A 16,180-nucleotide genomic window follows, 5' to 3' on the forward strand; every position below is an offset into this window, starting at 1 on the left:
GCGAGACAAGATCGAACGCCCGCTCACGGCGTGATGGCCACCTTGAGCACCCCGTCGCGCTGGTTGGCGAACAGTTCGTAGGCCGCCTCGATGTCGTCGAGCTTGAAGCGATGCGTGACCAACGGCTTCAGGTCCACGCGCCCCGAACCGACGACGTCCATCAACCGGCGCATGCGCTCCTTGCCGCCGGGGCACAGCGTGCTGACGATCTTCAGATCGCCGAGGCCGGCGGAGAAGGCGCCGAGCGGAATCCGCAGATCGCTCGAATACACGCCAAGGCTGGACAGCGTGCCGCCCGGTCGCAGCACGCGCAGCGACGACTCGAAGGTGCCTTGCGTGCCGAGCGCCTCGATCGCGACATCGACGCCGCGCCCGTCCGTCAACGCCATGATCTGTTCGACCGGATCGCCCTGCTTGAAGTCCACGACGTGGTCGGCGCCGAGGCTGCGGGCCACGTCGAGCCGCGCGCGCACCGTGTCGACGCCGATGATGGTGGTGGCGCCCATCAGCTTCGCACCGGCGACCGCGCACAGGCCGATGGGCCCGAGCGCGAAGACCACGACGGTGTCCCCGATCCTCACCTTGCCGCTTTCGGCGCCCGAGAAGCCCGTCGACATGATGTCCGGGCACATCAGCACCTGTTCGTCCGTGAGGCCATCCGGGATCGGGCTGAGGTTGGCCATGGCGTCCTTGACCAGCACATATTCGGCCTGGCAGCCGTCGATGGTGTTGCCGAACTTCCAGCCGCCCATGGCCTTGAAGCCATGCCGGGTACCCACGCCGTCCTGCGAACCGCAGCCGCACAGGCAGGCGTAGCTGTGGCCGCTGGGCGTGATGGCGCCGGCGATCACGCGCTGGCCCTCCTGGAAGCCGGCGACCGCCGAACCCAGCTTCTCGATCACGCCGACCGGCTCGTGGCCGATGGTCAGGCCGCGCTCGACCGGGTACTCGCCCTTGAGGATGTGAACGTCCGTCCCGCAGATCGTGGTGGTGGTGACGCGGATCAGGGCATCGAGCGGACCGACGTCGGGAATCGGCTTCTCGTCGAGCACGATGCGGCCCTTTTCGACAAAGATGGCGGCTTTCATTTTCTTCATGGCAAGACCCTTTCTTTCAGTCCGTCCATTGGACGCGATGCGCGTGACGCCGGCTTGACCTCGCGCAACAACGACCGAGAAAAACGCCGCCGGCGCCAGGCCCGCGCCGAAGCCTTCAGCCCTTGGACGTCATGTAGCCCATCCACGGCCAGTAGGTGAGCGCGAAGACGACCAGCAGCACGGTGGCGGCCGCCGTGATCGCGAGCCCGGTGCGCACGAAGTCGCGCGCCTCGAAGGTGTCGGTGCCGTAGGCGATCATGTTCTGCGGCGCGTTCACCGGCAGGATGAAGCCGAAGCTCACCACGAACTGCAGCAGCATCGTCATGCCCACCACGTTGAGGCCGGGCGTCTGCACCGCCATGAGCACGCTGATCACGATCGGGATCATGGTCGAGGCCAGCGCCGTGGCGCTCGCGAAGCCGAGGTGGATCACGATCAGGAACAGCGACAGCAGCATCAGGATCGCGAACGCGCCGGCCTGCTGCAGCCCCAGGTGATGGACGATCAGGTTGGCCAGCCAGCCGGCGGCATTGGTCCTGAGCAGCGCGGTGCCGACGCTGATGCCGACCGCGAACAGCACCACCGTGCCCCACGGAAAGCCGCGCTGCGATTCCTTCCAGTCCATCACGCCGATACGCGGCAGCAGCATCAGCGCGATGGCGGCGATGGTGGTCGACGAGGTGTCGAAATCGTGCAGCACCTTCTCGGTCGACCAGAAGCCCAGCAGCGCGAGCACTAGCACGAGCAACTTCCATTCGCGGCCCGTCATCGGTCCGATCGCATCGAGTTGCTGGCGGATCGTGGCCTTGCCGCCGGCGATCTCGGTCATCTCGGGCTTCAGCATCCGGGTCATGATGAAGTAGAGCGCGACGCTGAGCAGGGCCGAGAACGGCGCCCCGGCGATGAACCATTCGGTCCAGGTGATGTTGACGCCGAACTGCTTCTCGATGAAGCCGACCGCCACCATGTTCTGTGCCGCCGCGGTCTTGATGCCGACATTCCAGACGCTGGCGGTCTGCGCCGCCGTGATCACCAGCAAGGCGGCGAAGCGGCTGCGCTTGTCGACCTTGAAGGCCAGGATGAAGCCCATCATGATCGGCATCAGGCAGGCCACGCGCGCCGTGGTGCTGGGCACGATGAAGGACAGCAGGAAACCCACCGCCATGGCGCCGATCACGATGCGGTTGGTGCGCGCATCGACCTTCGACAGCACCACCAGCGCAATGCGGCGGTCGAGCCCGGTGGCGGTCATCGCCGCGGCGATGAAGCAGGCCGCCGCCACCAGGGCCACGGCGCTGCTGGCAAAGCCCGACAGCGCCAGCCCGAGCGCGGCGGCCGTCCCCATGTCGGCGCCGGCGGGCTTGGCCGCGTCGGGCGTGTAGGCCAGCAGGAAGATCATCAGGGCGCCGATCACCACCGCGCTCACGGCGTAGTCGAGCGCCTCGGTCATCCAGACGATCACGGCGAAGGCCAGGATGGCGAGCATCACCTGTCCGGCCTGGGGCAGGCCCTGGGCCGCGGGCATCGATACGATCGCGAGCAGGGCCGCAAGCGCGGCGACGAGGCCGGCGCGCTTGACGATCGAGACCGGCGCCGGCGCGGCGGCAGGCGTGGGCGGGGCGATGGCGTTCATGGTTCTCCTGGTTCCAGATCCGGTCGATCTTCGGCGCTGGACTGGCGCCGGCCTTTGACATGGATCATCTCAGGTGAACGCGGCCCTGCGCCGGCCCTGCGCCAGCCCGGCGCCTCAGGTGCTGCGTCGATCGACGCGCATGCGCCGCAGCGGCGCGAGCGGAAGGTCCGTGCCGGGCAACAGGTCGGCCAGCGTGACGCCATCCAGGTGCGCCATGAAATCGTGCAGCGCGCCCTGCAGCACGCCGGCGAGGCGACAGTTGCCGGTCAGTGCGCAATGGTCATTCGTGCCGAAGCACTCGACCAGGTCGAAATCCGGCTCGACGCTGCGCACCACCGCGCCGAGGTTGATGTCCGCGGGCGCATGGGCCAGACGCATGCCGCCGCCCTTGCCGCGCACGGTCTCGATCCAGCCCTGCAGGCCGAGCTGGTGCGTCACCTTCATCAGGTGCGCCTCGGAAACGCCGTGGGCCTGCGCGACCTCGGCGATGGTGCACAGCCGCTGCGGCTGCTGCGCCACGTACATCAGCAGGCGCAGCGCGTAGTCGGTCATCATCGTCAGGCGCATGGGGCTTTCCGTTCACTTCGTCGCACGCAGGCGCAGGCCGGGCTTGAGCACCTGCGGCGCGGCCGCCGCGTCGACGCGGGGCCGGATCATCACGGGGAAGAAGCGCCACAGGTACAGCGCGAAGGCGAGCACCCAGGCGCCGGCCGACGCATGCAGCGAGCCGAGCGCCAGGTCCGTCGGCAGCAGGGCCAGCAGGCGCAGCGCGGCGGCGGCGATCACGAGCAGGTAGCAGGCCACCAGGGTGCGGTCCGCGCGCAGGGGCCGCCCCAGGTGGCCCAGGGCCGTGCGCGTCACCATGCCGATGATCAGCACCGACAGGCCGGCCACGGCGATCACGTGCACCGGCCAGGCCGCCCGCAGCACCCAGCCCGCCGCGTGCGCGGCCGCCACCAGCAAGCCTGCGCCGAGCGCGGCATAGCCGAGATACAGCACCCACAGCAGCGGCGCGCGCCGCACCGCCCAGGGCTTCCAGGCCATGACCTGCAGCAGTGCGATGGCACCGGCCACCGCCAGGGCCGCGGCCATGGCGGGCATCAGGCCCAGCAGCCCGAAGCCGATGGCCAGGCCGCCCGCGCCAACCTGCCAATGGCCGCTGCGCGTGTGCATGGGGATCGACAGGCCGGGCAGCGCGCGCATCGCGAAGAACGGAATCACGCGGCGCGCCAGCAGCAGTGCGATCACCGCCATGCACAGCAGGCCGGTGTCCAAGCGCTGCATCAGCAGCGCTTGGTCGCCCAGCCCGGCCGCGCGCAGGTACAGCGCATCGGCCACGCCAAGTGCCAGCACGAGCGGCGGCACGCCGTAGTTGCGCCGGCTGCGTGCGCCGTAGATGGCACGGCCCAGCGCGGCCGCGGCCCAGCCGAAGAACAGCAGTTCGCAGCACGCGGCCAGCCAGAAGGCGCCCTGCCCCGGCACGAGAAAGCCCACCCGCGCCAACACCCACAGCACGCTCAGCACACCCAGGGCGCGCCCCTTCAACGGATTGATCCCGGTCCAGTTGCTGCCCGCCGTGAGGAGGAAACCCACCGCGATGGTGGCGATGAAGGCCCAGAGCATCTCGTGCGCATGCCAGGCAACGCCGGCCAGCGTGCCGCCGAGCCAGCCTGGCGCGAACACCCACAAGGCCACCGAGACCGCGGCCCAGAAGCTGCCCGCCAGATAGAGCGGCCGGAAGCCCAGCTCGAGGAAGGCCTTCCACTGCGGCGGCGGCGCCCTCGTGCCCGCGGGCTCTTCGATGTGGAGCAGCTCAGCCATGCGACAACTCCGTGGGCAGGGCATCCGGATCGCGGCTTGCCTGGTAGCCCATCCACAGGCTTTGCGCGATGCGCTGCGCCATCGCCTGGGCCTCTTCGGCCATGGCGCGATTGGGTTGCGCGCCGGCGGTCTCGCGGAACAGGTCCAGCCAGCGCTCGAACAGCGCCGCGGTCAGGCCAGGCAGCACCGCGTGCTTGGGCATCGGCGCGCCCGTGAAACGGCCGGTGCGTCGCAGGATGGCCGACCAGAAGTCCACCAGCCTGGCCAGGTGAGGATCCCAGTCGTCGATGTGCGTTTCGAAGATCGGGCCCAGGACTTCGTCCTGGCGCACCCGCGCATAGAACGCATGGACCATGCGCGAGATTTCTTCCTTGGTGCACAACTCGGTGGCAGTCAATGTCCGCTCCTTGGCTTGCCGACGGCAACACTTCATAAGATTCATTTGCAATATATCTTATCGGCAAGCCATCTACGTGTAAACCCCAATATTTCTGTCAAATTCAATACATATAGTCCGTATAACCGGACAACCTGACATCCAATCTCGGACGTCAGCCAGACCGGGAATCCCGAGCCGCCGCGGCGTTGCCCGCGACAACGAGACCGTGATCGCCCCATGCGCATTTCGCCAACGATCGACCGTGACTCTCCGCTGCCGCTCTACGCGCAGGTCAAGCGCAGCCTGCAGGCCAAGCTCATGTCCTGGCCGGCCGAGGACGACCGCTTCTACACCGACCAGGAACTGCAGCGCATCTTCGGCGTGAGCCGGGCCACCGTGCGCCAGGCGCTGACCGAACTCGAGGGCGAAGGCCTGGTGCGCCGGCGCCGCGGCTTCGGCACCTTCGTCAACCGCGACAAGATCGAGGAGTCCTTCGCCGCGCGCAGCGACTTCTCGGGCCAATGGGCGCAGAGCGGCCGTTCGCTGCGGGTCGCCAACCTGAAGGTCGAACGCACCCCCTGCCCGGCCCATTTCGCGAAGGCGCTGGGCCTGCCCGCGCGCACCGAGGTGCTGAGCATGGAGCGCCTGCGCCTGTCGGGCGAGTTGCGCGTGGCCTGGGACCTGCGCTACATCCCGCTGGCCATTGCAGGAACGATCGCGCTCAAGGAATTCGAGAACGTCTCGCTGCTGCAGGTACTGCGGTCCCAGGTCGCGATCGAGCGCGCCGACACCCAGATCGAAGCCGCCCTGGCCGACGAGGAATATGCCGAGCGACTGAATATCCACCCGGCCGCGCCGGTCCTCGTGCGCGAGATGACCTACTTCGCAGCGGGAGGCAAACCGGCCTTCACCGGCATCTCGGTCTATCGCGCCGACCAGGTCCGCTACAAGTTCAGCGGCCCGCTCGAGCTCGATGGCGACATCGGGCGCTCCGATGTCCGCGTCAAGGCCGTCCAGCCCGCCGAGGCATGAAGCGCCCTCTTCCTTTCCCGCATCGGCCTGCATCCATGGCCCCAACTTCCACCGTTGTTTCGAGGAGTGTCGTGATGAATCGTGAACTGTTCCCGAAGATGTCTTTGTCGGTCCTGCTGGCGGCGACCCTGTCGTTCGCCGCAACGTCCTCCGCATTCGCGCAGGCCACCGTGAAAGTCGGCTCGATCCTCTCCGTCACCGGCCCCGCGGCCTTCCTCGGCGAGGACATGAAGGCCGGCATGGAGCTCGCGGTCGAGGAGATCAATGCCAAGGGCGGCGTGGGCGGCAAGAAGATCGATTGGGTGTTCTACGACGCCGAGAGCCAGACCCAGAAGGGCCTGACCGCCACGCGCCGCCTGCTCGACCAGGACAAGGTCGACATGATCGTGGGCGGCGGCAACATGAGCGGCATGGCGATCGCGATGCTCGGGCTCACCGAGAAGGCCTCGGTGCCCTTCATCTCGACCGAGGGCGCGATGGACATCGTGACGCCGGTGGCCGAGCGCCAGTGGACCTTCAAGAGCACGGCCGACGACGAGCAGGTGATGGAGCGGCTCGCCGACTACTACGCCAAGAAGGGCATCAAGAAGATCGCCTTCCTCGGCGACTCGAGCGGTTTCGGTCAGGGCGCCGCGGTCCAGCTCAAGAAGGTGGCGGCGCGCCGCGGCCTCGACGTGATGTACGAGAGCTTCAACCCCTCGGACACCGACCTCACGCCGCAGCTCGGCAAGATCAAGGCCGCCGGCGTGCAGTCGGTCATCTGCTGGACCGTCACGCCCGCCGGCGTGGTGTTCCTCAAGCAGGCGCAGCAGCTGGGCATGGAACAGATGAACCTGATCCACAGCTACGGCTTCGTCGACAAGCGCTACATGGACCTGGCCGGCGATGCGGCAAAGAACGTGCTGCTGGTGTCGGTCAAGTTCCCGATCGGCGCGCAGTTGCCCGACGGCGATCCGCAGAAGGAGCGCATCGCCGCGCTGACCAAGGCCTTCGAGGCCAAGTACAAGCGCAAGCCGAACCAGTTCGCCGCGCAGACCTACGACGCGATCTACCTCGCGCGCACCGCGATCGATCGCGCCGGCGGCGCCGACCGCACCAAGGTCCGCGACGCGTTGGCGGGCATCGACAAATGGCCGGGCGTCGGCGGCGTCTTCAATTTCAGCCCGCAGCGCCACTCGGGGCTGTCCAAGGATGACCTGGTGCTGCTGAGCTACCGCGACGGCGCCTTCCAGCTGGCCGACTACAAGTGATCCATCGCGAGGGAATGCAGCCATGACCAACGCCACCCTCTCGCAGTCCGCGGCGCCCCGGGCCCTGTTCCCCGATGCCGCCACCATCATCGATGTGCCCGAGAGCCGGTTCCCCTTGAAGCTCGGCGTCGAGAACCGGCGCATCCGCGAGCTGTTCCACACGGCGACCCGGATGCAATGGAACCCGGCCACCGACATCGACTGGGACCAGCTCCACCCGGAGCAGTACACCGACGAGCAGCGCCGCGCCGCGCGCATGTACTGGAGCCGGCGCGCCTGGGGAGAGTACGGCGCGATCTCGGAAAGCCCGGCGCTGCAGATCCGCTTCTGCCACGAGCGCTGCCCGCCGGACATGGCGCTGTTCTTCTCGATCCGCTCGCAGGAGGAATCGCGCCATGCCGAGGTCTGCTTTCGCATGGCCGAGGCCCTCGGCGGCTATTTCGACCAGCCGGCCGCAGTCGCGTTCCAGGGCTCGGTGGCCTCGCACGGCATCCGCAAGGTGGCGCTCGATCCGGCCATCTCGCTCGAAGGCACGATCGCGGCGCTGGTCTGCGCGGCCGAAGAGATCGCCTTCGACGTGTTCCGCCACCTGACCGAGATCACGGTGAACCCGGTCGCACGCCAGGTGGTCAAGGCCATCCTGCGCGACGAGGTGCGGCACTGCGCCTTCGGCTGGGCCTTCCTGGAGCAACGCATGCCGCAGATGAGCGCGCAGGAGAAGGACGTGGTGCGCCAGGCGGTCATCAACATGATCGAGAAGGTGGAGCTCAACGGCTACCACAGCTCCTGGCTCGCGCCCGCCAGCCCCTCGTCCACGGCCGAGATGGGGGTCGACGAGATCACCCACCAGGCCGGCCTGGGGGCGACCACCGAGGCCCTCGAGAAGCCGGTGTTCCTCCAATCGATCGCCGCGATGCGCGAACGCATGCGCGACAACTGGGGCATCGAGATCCCGATGTTCCGCCACCCGAAGATCGAGGGGCCGTTCTAGGCGCTGCACGCCGCTGGCCCGTTGCCTCCCCCGTCTTCCGCCGCCCGCCTTCTTCGTCGACCTTGCCAAGGAGCACCGCCGTGCCGCACCCCGATTCCGCCACCGCGTCGCCCGCACGCACCCCGATCCGCGTCGAGCGCCGCTTTCCGCTCGACCTGCGCCAGTCCGACCAGGCCATCCGCACGCTCTACGAGGATTCGAAGAAGGCCCGCTGGGCGCCCGAGATCGACATTCCGTGGGACGCCTTCGATGCCCGCGCGCACGACCCGGCCGCGCTCGATGCCGCACGGCGCGTCTGGAGCCGCCGCGCCTGGCTCGAATACACGGGCCTGGCCGAAACGCCGGCGCTGGTGATCCGCTTCTGCCTCGAACTCGACCGCGAGGCCGACCCCAAGTACTTCCTGACGGTGCGCAACACCGAGGAGGCATGGAACGTCGAGTCCTTCCATCGCTATGCCGAGGCCTGCGGCGGCTACCTGGACACGCCCGCCGACCCGCACTGGCAGCCGCTCTTCAACCGCGGACTGCACCGCGATGCGCTCGACGCCGACCGTTCGCTCGACGGCCACGTGCTGACCCATTGCACCTTCGGCGACGGCCTCGAGCATGCACTGGCCGGCGCCTGGCTCGCGCAGACCCGCGAGCCTGTCGCCAGGGCGCTGCTGGCGCGCTGCGTCGAGGCGCGCGAGCGTCATGCCCGCTTCGGGTGGCTCTACATCGAGCGGCGCGCGCCGCTGATGTCGAACGAAGAGCGCACCGCGGCCGTGCAGGCCCTGGTGCAGCACCTGATGCAGGTCGAACTGGCGGGCTCGCGCTGCGTCGGCCTTGCGACCGCGATCGACGCCTCGGCCGACATCGCCGACCTCGACCGCGTGGCCGCGGCGGGTCTCGGAGCCGCAGGCGCGCAGGCCGAGGTGCAGGTCTTCAGGCAATACCTCGCCGACTGCCGCGAACGGCTCGACGCCATCGGCCTCGAACTGCCGGCGCTCGACCATCCCCGGCTCGGCCGCCTCTGAACATCGAGCCCCTGGTGGATCAACTGCCCAACCTGCTGCTGTCCGGCATTTCGACCGGCAGCGTCTACGCGCTCGTGGCGCTCGGCTTCAACGTCATCTTCAAGAGCACCGGCGCGATCAACTTCGCGCAGGGCGAGTGGGTGATGATGGGCGGCATGGTCGCCGCCGCGGTCGTCGCCGCCCAGGTGCCGCTGGGCCTCGCGGTGCCCTGCGCGATCGCGGCCGTCGTGCTGCTCGCGCTGCTCAGCGAACGCTTCGTCGTGCGGCGCCTGCCGGTCCAAAGCCCGCTGACGGTCACGCTCGTGATGATCGCGGTGGCGATCTGCTTCAAGAGCCTCGTGATGCTCGTGCTCGGCAAGAACCCGATGAGCCTGCCGGGCTTCTCGGGCAGCACGCCGATCGTGCTCGGCGCCCTGCGCATCCATCCGCAGACCCTGTGGATCGTCGGCACCTGCGCGCTGGTCATGGTCGGCGCGCACTGGTTCTTCGAGCGCACCGTGCTCGGCCGCGCGATGCGCGCGGTCGCGGCCCAACCCGAAGCCGCGGCGCTCTGCGGCATCGAGCCGCGCATGGCGATGGCGCTGTCCTTCGGCCTGGCGGCGGCCTTCGGCGCCATCGCGGGCATCGTGATCACGCCGCTCACGCTGACCTCTTTCGACCACGGCACCGTGCTCGGCTTCAAGGGCTTTTCGGCCGCCATGCTCGGCGGCCTCGGCAGCCTGCCGGGCGCGCTGGTGGGCGGGCTGCTGCTGGGCCTGCTCGAGGCGCTGTCGGGCGGACTGCTGTCCTCGCACTTCAAGGACGCGGTCGCCTTCGTCGCGCTGCTGGCGACGCTGTTCCTGCGTCCCTCGGGCCTGCTCGGGCGCCATGCCGTGGAGCGCGTATGACACATCCCGCCGCCCTTCCCCTCGCCTCCTCGCCGCTGCGCGAGCGCAGCCTGCGCATCCGGCACGTCGCCGTGGTCTGGATCCTGTTCGCCGCCTGGCCGCTCGTCGCCGGCAACGACTACGTGCTGAGTCTCGGCATCTTCTTCTTCATCAACCTGCTGCTGCTCGGCGGGCTCAATCTCGTGATGGGCTACGGCGGGCAGATCTCGCTGTGCCAGGCCGGTTTCTTCGGCCTGGGGGCCTATCTGTCGGGCGTGCTCTCGGTACGCTGGGGCGTCCCGCCGGCGATCGGCGCGCTGGCCGCGATGGCCGGCGCGGCGCTGTCGGCCTTCGTGATCGGCCTGCCGGCGCTGCGGCTGCGCGGACACTACCTGAGCATGGCGACGCTGGGCTTCAACGCGATCCTGTCGGTGCTGTTCAACGAACTGGTGTCGGTCACCGGCGGGCCCAACGGGCTGTCGGGCGTGCCGCCGATCGCGCTGTTCGGCTTTGCCTTCGACACGCCCGCGCGCTTCTTCTGGCTCGCGTGGCTTGGGGGTCTGGCGGTGATGCTGCTCGTGGCCTCGCTGCTCGCGAGCCGCGCCGGCCGCGCCTTGCGCGCGGTCTCGGGCAGCGAGGTGGCGGCCGACAGCATGGGCATCGACCCGTTCCGCAGCAAGCTCGCGGCCTTCATGGCCTCGGCGGTGGCCGCGGGCCTGGCGGGCGCGCTCTACGTCCACTTCAACCAGTACGCCTCGCCGGAGACCTTCAGCTTCTCGGCCTCGGTGCTGCTGGTGGTCATGGTGGCCATCGGCGGCTGGGGCCGGTTCTGGGGCCCGGTGTTCGGAGCCGCGGTCTTCACCGCGGTGCCCGAGCTGCTGCGCCGCGTCCAGGATGCCGAGCTGCTCGTGTTCGGCGCCGGCATGGTGGCGGTGCTGCTGTTCCTGCCCGGCGGCATCGCGAGCCTCGCCGCCCGCCTCGGCCGCCGCAAGAAGACCGTGGCCCCGGAGCCGAAGAAAGAAAAGGTGACGCGCCATGGCCTTGCCTGAAGCAACCCTGGAGCGCGCGCCCGTCCCCGGCCTCGCCGCCGCGCCCGCGCCGGGCCCCGCGCTCGAGGTGCAGTCGCTGAGCGTGCGCTTCGGCGGCCTGCACGCGGTGGACCAGCTCTCGTTCACGGTCGCGCCCGGCATCATCAAGGGCATCATCGGCCCCAACGGCGCCGGCAAGACCACCCTGTTCAACGCCATCGCCGGCGTCACGGCGCCCACGCTCGGAAGCGTCAGGCTCGACGGCCGCGACATCACGGCGCTGCGTCCGCACCAGCGCGCGGCGCTCGGCCTCTCGCGCACCTTCCAGAACCTGCAGCTGTTCCCGGCGATGAGCGTGCTCGAGAACGTCATGGTCGGCGCCCATCCGCGCCTGGCCGGCGGCTGGTGGTCGGGCCTCTTCGGCGGCGCGCTGGCCGAGGAGCGCAGTGCCGAAGCCGAGTCCTGGCGCCTGCTCGCGCTGCTGGGGCTCGAGGCGCGCGCCGGCACGCTCGCGGCGGACCTCGGCTTCGCCGATGCCAAGCTGCTCGAGATCGCGCGTGCGATGGCCTCGAAGCCGCGGCTGCTGCTGCTCGACGAACCGATCGCGGGCGTGCCGCTGGCGGAGCAGAACCGCATCCTCGAAGTGATCCGAGCGATCAATGCAGACGGCGTGACCGTGGTGCTGGTCGAGCACAACATGCGGGTCGTGATGAGCGCCTGCGACGAAATCCTGGTGATGAACCACGGCAAGCGGCTCGCCGAGGGCCGGCCCGCGGAAGTTTCGCGCAACCCGGAGGTGATCCGCGCCTACCTGGGTGGGGAGGCGGCGCATGCCCCTGCTTGACATCCAGGGCCTGCACGCGGGCTACGGCGCCTCCGACGTGCTGCACGACGTCGCGATCGCGCTGGAGCCCGGCTCCTTCCATGCCTTGATCGGCGCCAACGGCGCCGGCAAGTCCACCACGATGAAGGCGCTGTCGGGGCTGTTGCGGCCGGTGCGCGGTTCGATCGCGTTCGCGGGCGAGGACATCGCGCGGCTGCCGGCCGCGCGCATCGTCTCGAAGGGCTTCGCGCTGGTGCCCGAGGGCCGGCGCGTGTTCGGTCCGCTGAGCGTGAAGGACAACCTCCAGATGGGAGCCTTCACCGACCTGTTCCCGCGGCGCAAGGGCCATCTCGACGATCGGCTGGCCTTCGTGCTGTCGACCTTTCCGCGGCTGGAGGAAAGGCTCGCCCAGGCCGCGGGCACCTTGTCGGGCGGCGAACAGCAGATGCTCGCCATCGGCCGCGCGCTGATGTCGGGCCCGCGCCTGCTCGCGCTCGACGAACCGTCGATGGGGCTCGCGCCGGTGATCGTCGAGCAGGTCTTCGCCGCGCTCAAGCAGCTGCAGCGCGGCGGGCTGACGATCCTGGTGTCGGAGCAGAACGCGAGCATCACGCTCGCCCATGCGGACATCGGCCACGTGATGGAAAGCGGCGCGATCACGCTCTCGGGCCCGGCCGCGGCCTTGCGCGACGACGACCGCGTGCGGGAGGCCTACCTTGGACTTTGAGCCCGCCGACCCCCAGCTGTTGCCGCCGGTGGACCCGGCCCTCGAAAGCGAATACGCCCTGCGCTCGCGGCACCCCGAGCGCAATGCGGTCTACGAGCGCCAGGCGCGCGCGAGCGCCGATCTGCGCCGCGCCATGCCGGGGCTCCAGACGCGGCGCTATGCCGCGTCGAAAGGATGCCTGCTCGACTTCCTGCCGGCGCCGCATCCGGTCACGGCAGCCGCGCCGCTGTTCGTCTTCATCCACGGCGGCTACTGGCGGGCGCTGGAGCGCGGCATCTTCACCTTCCTCGCCGCCCCCTGGCTCGAACGCGGCGTCCACGCGGCCTTCATCGGCTACGACCTGGCGCCGGCGCTGCGGGTGTCGGACATCGTCGCGGAGGTCGGCGAGGCGATGGCCTGGCTGCGCGGGCACGCGCAGGACCTCGGCGTCGATAGCGCGCGCATGCTCGTGGCCGGCCATTCCGCCGGCGCGCAGCTCGGCGCCTGCGTGCTCGACGGTCCGCAGGGCTGGCAGGCCGCGGCCTTCGTCGGCGTCAGCGGCGTCTATGACCTCGAGCCCTTGCGCCACACCAGCATCAATGCCGACATCCGGCTCGACGAACGCGAGGCGCGCGCGCTCAGCCCGATGGCCCGCCCGGCCGGGCGCGCGACGAAACACCTGCTGGCCGTGGGCGGCGCCGAGACCGAAGGATTTCGCGGCCAGTCGATCGACTTTGCGGAGCACCTGCGGCGCGCGGGCTGCGCGGCGACGCTGCGCATCGCGCCGGAGCGCACCCATTTCGACATCCTCGACGACCTCGGCGATGGAGGCAACGCGCTGTTCCGCGATGCCTTCGCGCTGCTGGCCCCTCCGTGAATCCCCACCTCCCATGGCCATGAAAAAACACAACCCTTCCACCATCGCCGCGCCGGCCGGCGCCTACTCGAACGGCGTCTCGGCGCCCGCTGGCGGCCGCTGGCTCCACATTGCCGGCCAGGTCGCGATCGATGTCGACGGCACGGTCCCCGAGAGCTTCGAAGCGCAGGCGCATGTGGCCTGGCGCAACCTGCTCGCCGTGCTGGCCGATGCCGGCATGGGCGTGGCCGACCTGGTCAAGGTGAACCACTTTCTCGTGGACGCCAGCGACATGGCCGCCTATGCGGCCGTGCGGGCCGGCTACCTCGGCGATGCGCGGCCGGCTTCGACGCTGCTGATCGTGCAGGCGCTGGCCCGTCCGGCGTGGCGGGTCGAGATCGATGCCGTGGCCTGGAAGGCGCAGGGCTGAATCGCAGGCGCGGGCGACCCTTCGCAGACGGCACGACGATGACTCTTCCCTCGTCTCCAGCCACGCATCCGGCGCCCGAACCGCATGCCGCGATGGCGGCGCTTCTCGCGCGTCTTGCGGCGGCCCGCACCGGGCAGCCGAGCCGCTATGCACTGCCCTTTCCGGAGGCGCGCGCGCAACTCTTGGCCGAGCGCGAGCCCTGGCTCGACGACGGTCCGCCGTGCGAGCTTTCGTCGCGGCGGCTCGAAGCGCAAGGCCGCTCGGTCGACCTGCAGATCGTCCGGCCGCGACGCTGCGAAAGCCGTCGCGTGGCGGTCTACCTGCACGGCGGCGGCTGGTGCGTGGGCTCGCCGCGCACCCACGAGTCCATCGTGCGGCGGCTGGCCGAGGCCCTGTGCTGCGAGATCTGGTCCGTCGACTACGCGCTGGCGCCCGAGCATCCCTACCCTGCGGGTCTGCAGGACTGCATCGCGGCGATCGACCAGGCGGCGCTGGAACACCCGGGCGCCCGCATGATCGTGGCCGGCGATTCGGCCGGCGCCAACCTCGCGCTCGAGGCAACGATCCGACTGCGCGATCGCCAGCGCACCGAGGGCCGGCAGACGAATCGCGCCTGGCCCGAGGCGCTGCTGCTGTTCTATGGCGTCTACACCCGGTCGTTCGCGGGCGCGAGCATGACGGCCTTCGGCGATGGCCGCCATGGCCTGTCGATCGCGGCGCAGGAGCGCTATCTGCGCGCCTACCTGGGCCAGGAACCCGGCCCTGAGGGCGATCCGGACGCTGCAATGCCGCCTCACACGGCCTTTGCGCTCGATGGCGGCGTCGACCTCGGCGCCCTTCCGCGTGCCTTCCTGCTGGCGGCCGAGATCGACATCCTTCGCGACCAGACACTCGCCCTGGCCGCGGCGCTGCGAGCCTCCGGCAACTCCGTCGAAACCATGGAAGTGCCTGGGGTGACCCATGGCTTCCTGGCCTATGGCAAGGCGTTGCCGGGCGAGGTGGATGGCGCGATCCGAGCGGCGGCGGACTTTGCGCTTCGGGTTCGTTGACGAAGAGGGCTGGTCGGGAACCCGACGTCGAACCAGCACGGCCTGCAACCGACCGTCAGACCAATCGACGCGCGTCCTTGAGAAGCAAGAGCAACTGCTGTTCACGGACTGGCGACGGTTCGAAGCCAAACCGCCGATAGAACCGCTCCGCGTCCTCGTCGATGGGATGAGTCAGCATGGCCCGAACACCGGCCTGATCGGCGATGACGAGCGTGCGCCGAATCGCCTCCTGCAGCATGCCGACTCCGATACCGCATCCCTGGTCCGACAACGACACGGCGAGCCTCGCCAGGATGATCACCGGTATCGGATAGCTGCCCATGCCCTTGCGCACACGATCAGGCGCTTCGAGCGTATCGATCTGCCCCACTGTCAAGCTGAAGTAGCCGGCAACGCGCGTGTCGTCCGCGACCACATAGGTTTTGGCCGAGCCGCTGGCCTGCGCCTGCCGTGCATGCCGCGCCAGCCAGTCGTTGAGCGCGAGCTTGCCGCAATCGAATGCATCCAGCCGATGGCTGGCATCCAGTGACCGCGGCGCACTCAACGCCATCAGGTATTCCAGGGTGTGCGCCGGGAGAACAGATCTTTCAAGCCAGGATTGTCCTGTTCCGGTCGATCCAACAGCGACAGCAGTGCTTGCGATTGACTGCCGCTCACCAGAAACAGCCTCTGATCGAGCAAGGTCTGCTCCGCGGCCTGATAAGCACTGTCGAGGATGAAATCCGTCATTGATTTGTTGGATGCTTCGGCCGCTCGGCGCAGCACAGCCTCCTGCTGAGGCGTCGCGCGCAACCCGAGGCGAGCGGAGCGAGTGGCGGTTGGCATGGCGGCTTCCTTGCGTCGATGTACGTCATGTTAGTACAAACGACGCACAATCGCAAGTCTACAGACCCCCTGATACCCCGCCATCCCAGTTCTCAAGCGCCAGCCCACGCCAGGCTACCCCCGAACTCGCACAGTACGATTCAGCCCCATGGAATACCAGGACCACCCGCTCCGTTCGAGACCTCTGCTGCCGTAGCCCATGAACCTGAGCTACTTCTGCCCCTTCTTCGCCGCGAGCATCGCAGGCGTCTTCGTTGCCGGTGGCGTCTGGAAGCAACTGCGGCCCCACGCGATCGGATGGGACGCGGTGGTCGCGGCCACCCTCTTGACCGGTGTCGCGATTGCCATCATCCGCATTCCACTGCATCCTTGAACCTG

Annotated in this window: 19 protein-coding genes; 12 read left to right on the forward strand and 7 right to left on the reverse strand. The window is 69.1% G+C overall.

The window, feature by feature from the left end:
• Positions 1-23: 23 nt before the first annotated feature.
• The 5 genes from AC1D2O_RS30520 to AC1D2O_RS30540 all read right to left on the reverse strand — a co-directional run bounded on the left by AC1D2O_RS30520 (position 24) and on the right by AC1D2O_RS30540 (position 4,948).
• Complete coding sequence (locus tag AC1D2O_RS30520) at positions 24-1,097, reverse strand: NAD(P)-dependent alcohol dehydrogenase (RefSeq protein ID WP_478158417.1); 1,074 nt, start codon at positions 1,095-1,097, stop codon at positions 24-26.
• 115 nt (positions 1,098-1,212) lie between these two features.
• Entirely contained in the window at positions 1,213-2,730 is a 1,518-nt protein-coding gene (locus AC1D2O_RS30525) for an SLC13 family permease (protein WP_478158418.1), read from the reverse strand.
• 114 nt (positions 2,731-2,844) lie between these two features.
• The gene (locus tag AC1D2O_RS30530) at positions 2,845-3,297 is read right to left on the reverse strand and encodes an RrF2 family transcriptional regulator (protein WP_478092225.1); all 453 of its coding nucleotides are present in this window, start codon (positions 3,295-3,297) and stop codon (positions 2,845-2,847) included.
• 12 nt (positions 3,298-3,309) lie between these two features.
• Complete coding sequence (locus AC1D2O_RS30535) at positions 3,310-4,551, reverse strand: NnrS family protein (protein WP_478092223.1); 1,242 nt, start codon at positions 4,549-4,551, stop codon at positions 3,310-3,312.
• A complete protein-coding gene (locus tag AC1D2O_RS30540; RefSeq protein WP_478092221.1) occupies positions 4,544-4,948 on the reverse strand; it encodes a group III truncated hemoglobin in 405 nt (134 codons plus the stop codon). Before AC1D2O_RS30540 ends, AC1D2O_RS30535 begins: the two co-directional genes overlap by 8 nt.
• 219 nt (positions 4,949-5,167) lie before the next feature.
• Between AC1D2O_RS30540 and AC1D2O_RS30545 the strand changes: the two genes are divergently transcribed.
• The 11 genes from AC1D2O_RS30545 (at position 5,168) to AC1D2O_RS30595 (ending at position 14,977) form a co-directional block, all read left to right on the forward strand.
• On the forward strand, positions 5,168-5,962 hold the full coding sequence (locus AC1D2O_RS30545; protein WP_478092220.1) for a GntR family transcriptional regulator: 795 nt from the start codon (positions 5,168-5,170) through the stop codon (positions 5,960-5,962).
• A gap of 74 nt (positions 5,963-6,036) precedes the next feature.
• Positions 6,037-7,212 (forward strand): ABC transporter substrate-binding protein, encoded by a 1,176-nt coding sequence (locus tag AC1D2O_RS30550; RefSeq protein ID WP_478092218.1) that lies wholly within the window; start codon positions 6,037-6,039, stop codon positions 7,210-7,212.
• Positions 7,213-7,234: 22 nt separating this feature from the next.
• Positions 7,235-8,203, forward strand: coding sequence for a ferritin-like domain-containing protein (locus AC1D2O_RS30555; protein WP_478092216.1), 969 nt, complete (start codon positions 7,235-7,237; stop codon positions 8,201-8,203).
• Between the two features lie 80 nt (positions 8,204-8,283).
• Entirely contained in the window at positions 8,284-9,219 is a 936-nt protein-coding gene (locus AC1D2O_RS30560; protein ID WP_478092215.1) for a hypothetical protein, read from the forward strand.
• A gap of 14 nt (positions 9,220-9,233) precedes the next feature.
• Positions 9,234-10,106 (forward strand): branched-chain amino acid ABC transporter permease, encoded by an 873-nt coding sequence (locus tag AC1D2O_RS30565; protein WP_478158419.1) that lies wholly within the window; start codon positions 9,234-9,236, stop codon positions 10,104-10,106.
• Positions 10,103-11,134 carry a branched-chain amino acid ABC transporter permease gene (locus tag AC1D2O_RS30570; protein WP_478091280.1) on the forward strand — a complete coding sequence of 344 codons (1,032 nt, stop codon included), beginning with the start codon at positions 10,103-10,105 and terminating at the stop codon, positions 11,132-11,134. Before AC1D2O_RS30565 ends, AC1D2O_RS30570 begins: the two co-directional genes overlap by 4 nt.
• Complete coding sequence (locus tag AC1D2O_RS30575; RefSeq protein ID WP_478091281.1) at positions 11,121-11,957, forward strand: ABC transporter ATP-binding protein; 837 nt, start codon at positions 11,121-11,123, stop codon at positions 11,955-11,957. The genes AC1D2O_RS30570 and AC1D2O_RS30575 overlap by 14 nt, the downstream gene beginning before the upstream one ends.
• Complete coding sequence (locus tag AC1D2O_RS30580) at positions 11,944-12,663, forward strand: ABC transporter ATP-binding protein (protein ID WP_478091282.1); 720 nt, start codon at positions 11,944-11,946, stop codon at positions 12,661-12,663. The genes AC1D2O_RS30575 and AC1D2O_RS30580 overlap by 14 nt, the downstream gene beginning before the upstream one ends.
• Complete coding sequence (locus tag AC1D2O_RS30585) at positions 12,653-13,519, forward strand: alpha/beta hydrolase (protein WP_478091284.1); 867 nt, start codon at positions 12,653-12,655, stop codon at positions 13,517-13,519. The genes AC1D2O_RS30580 and AC1D2O_RS30585 overlap by 11 nt, the downstream gene beginning before the upstream one ends.
• Before the next feature lie 19 nt (positions 13,520-13,538).
• Positions 13,539-13,928, forward strand: a complete 390-nt coding sequence (locus AC1D2O_RS30590) for a RidA family protein (protein ID WP_478091285.1) — start codon at positions 13,539-13,541, stop codon at positions 13,926-13,928.
• 38 nt (positions 13,929-13,966) lie between these two features.
• Positions 13,967-14,977, forward strand: coding sequence for an alpha/beta hydrolase (locus tag AC1D2O_RS30595; RefSeq protein WP_478158420.1), 1,011 nt, complete (start codon positions 13,967-13,969; stop codon positions 14,975-14,977).
• Between the two features lie 55 nt (positions 14,978-15,032).
• Here AC1D2O_RS30595 and AC1D2O_RS30600 read toward each other — a convergent pair whose 3' ends face one another.
• Together AC1D2O_RS30600 and AC1D2O_RS30605 are read right to left on the reverse strand one after the other, a co-directional pair.
• Entirely contained in the window at positions 15,033-15,527 is a 495-nt protein-coding gene (locus AC1D2O_RS30600; protein ID WP_478091288.1) for a GNAT family N-acetyltransferase, read from the reverse strand.
• A complete protein-coding gene (locus AC1D2O_RS30605; protein WP_478091289.1) occupies positions 15,527-15,802 on the reverse strand; it encodes a type II toxin-antitoxin system TacA family antitoxin in 276 nt (91 codons plus the stop codon). The genes AC1D2O_RS30600 and AC1D2O_RS30605 overlap by 1 nt, the downstream gene beginning before the upstream one ends.
• 199 nt (positions 15,803-16,001) lie before the next feature.
• Here AC1D2O_RS30605 and AC1D2O_RS30610 point away from each other — a divergent pair, with 199 nt between their 5' ends.
• On the forward strand, positions 16,002-16,175 hold the full coding sequence (locus AC1D2O_RS30610; protein WP_478091291.1) for a hypothetical protein: 174 nt from the start codon (positions 16,002-16,004) through the stop codon (positions 16,173-16,175).
• Positions 16,176-16,180 lie beyond the last annotated feature (5 nt).

This window comes from Variovorax sp. P1_G12 (assembly GCF_056405555.1).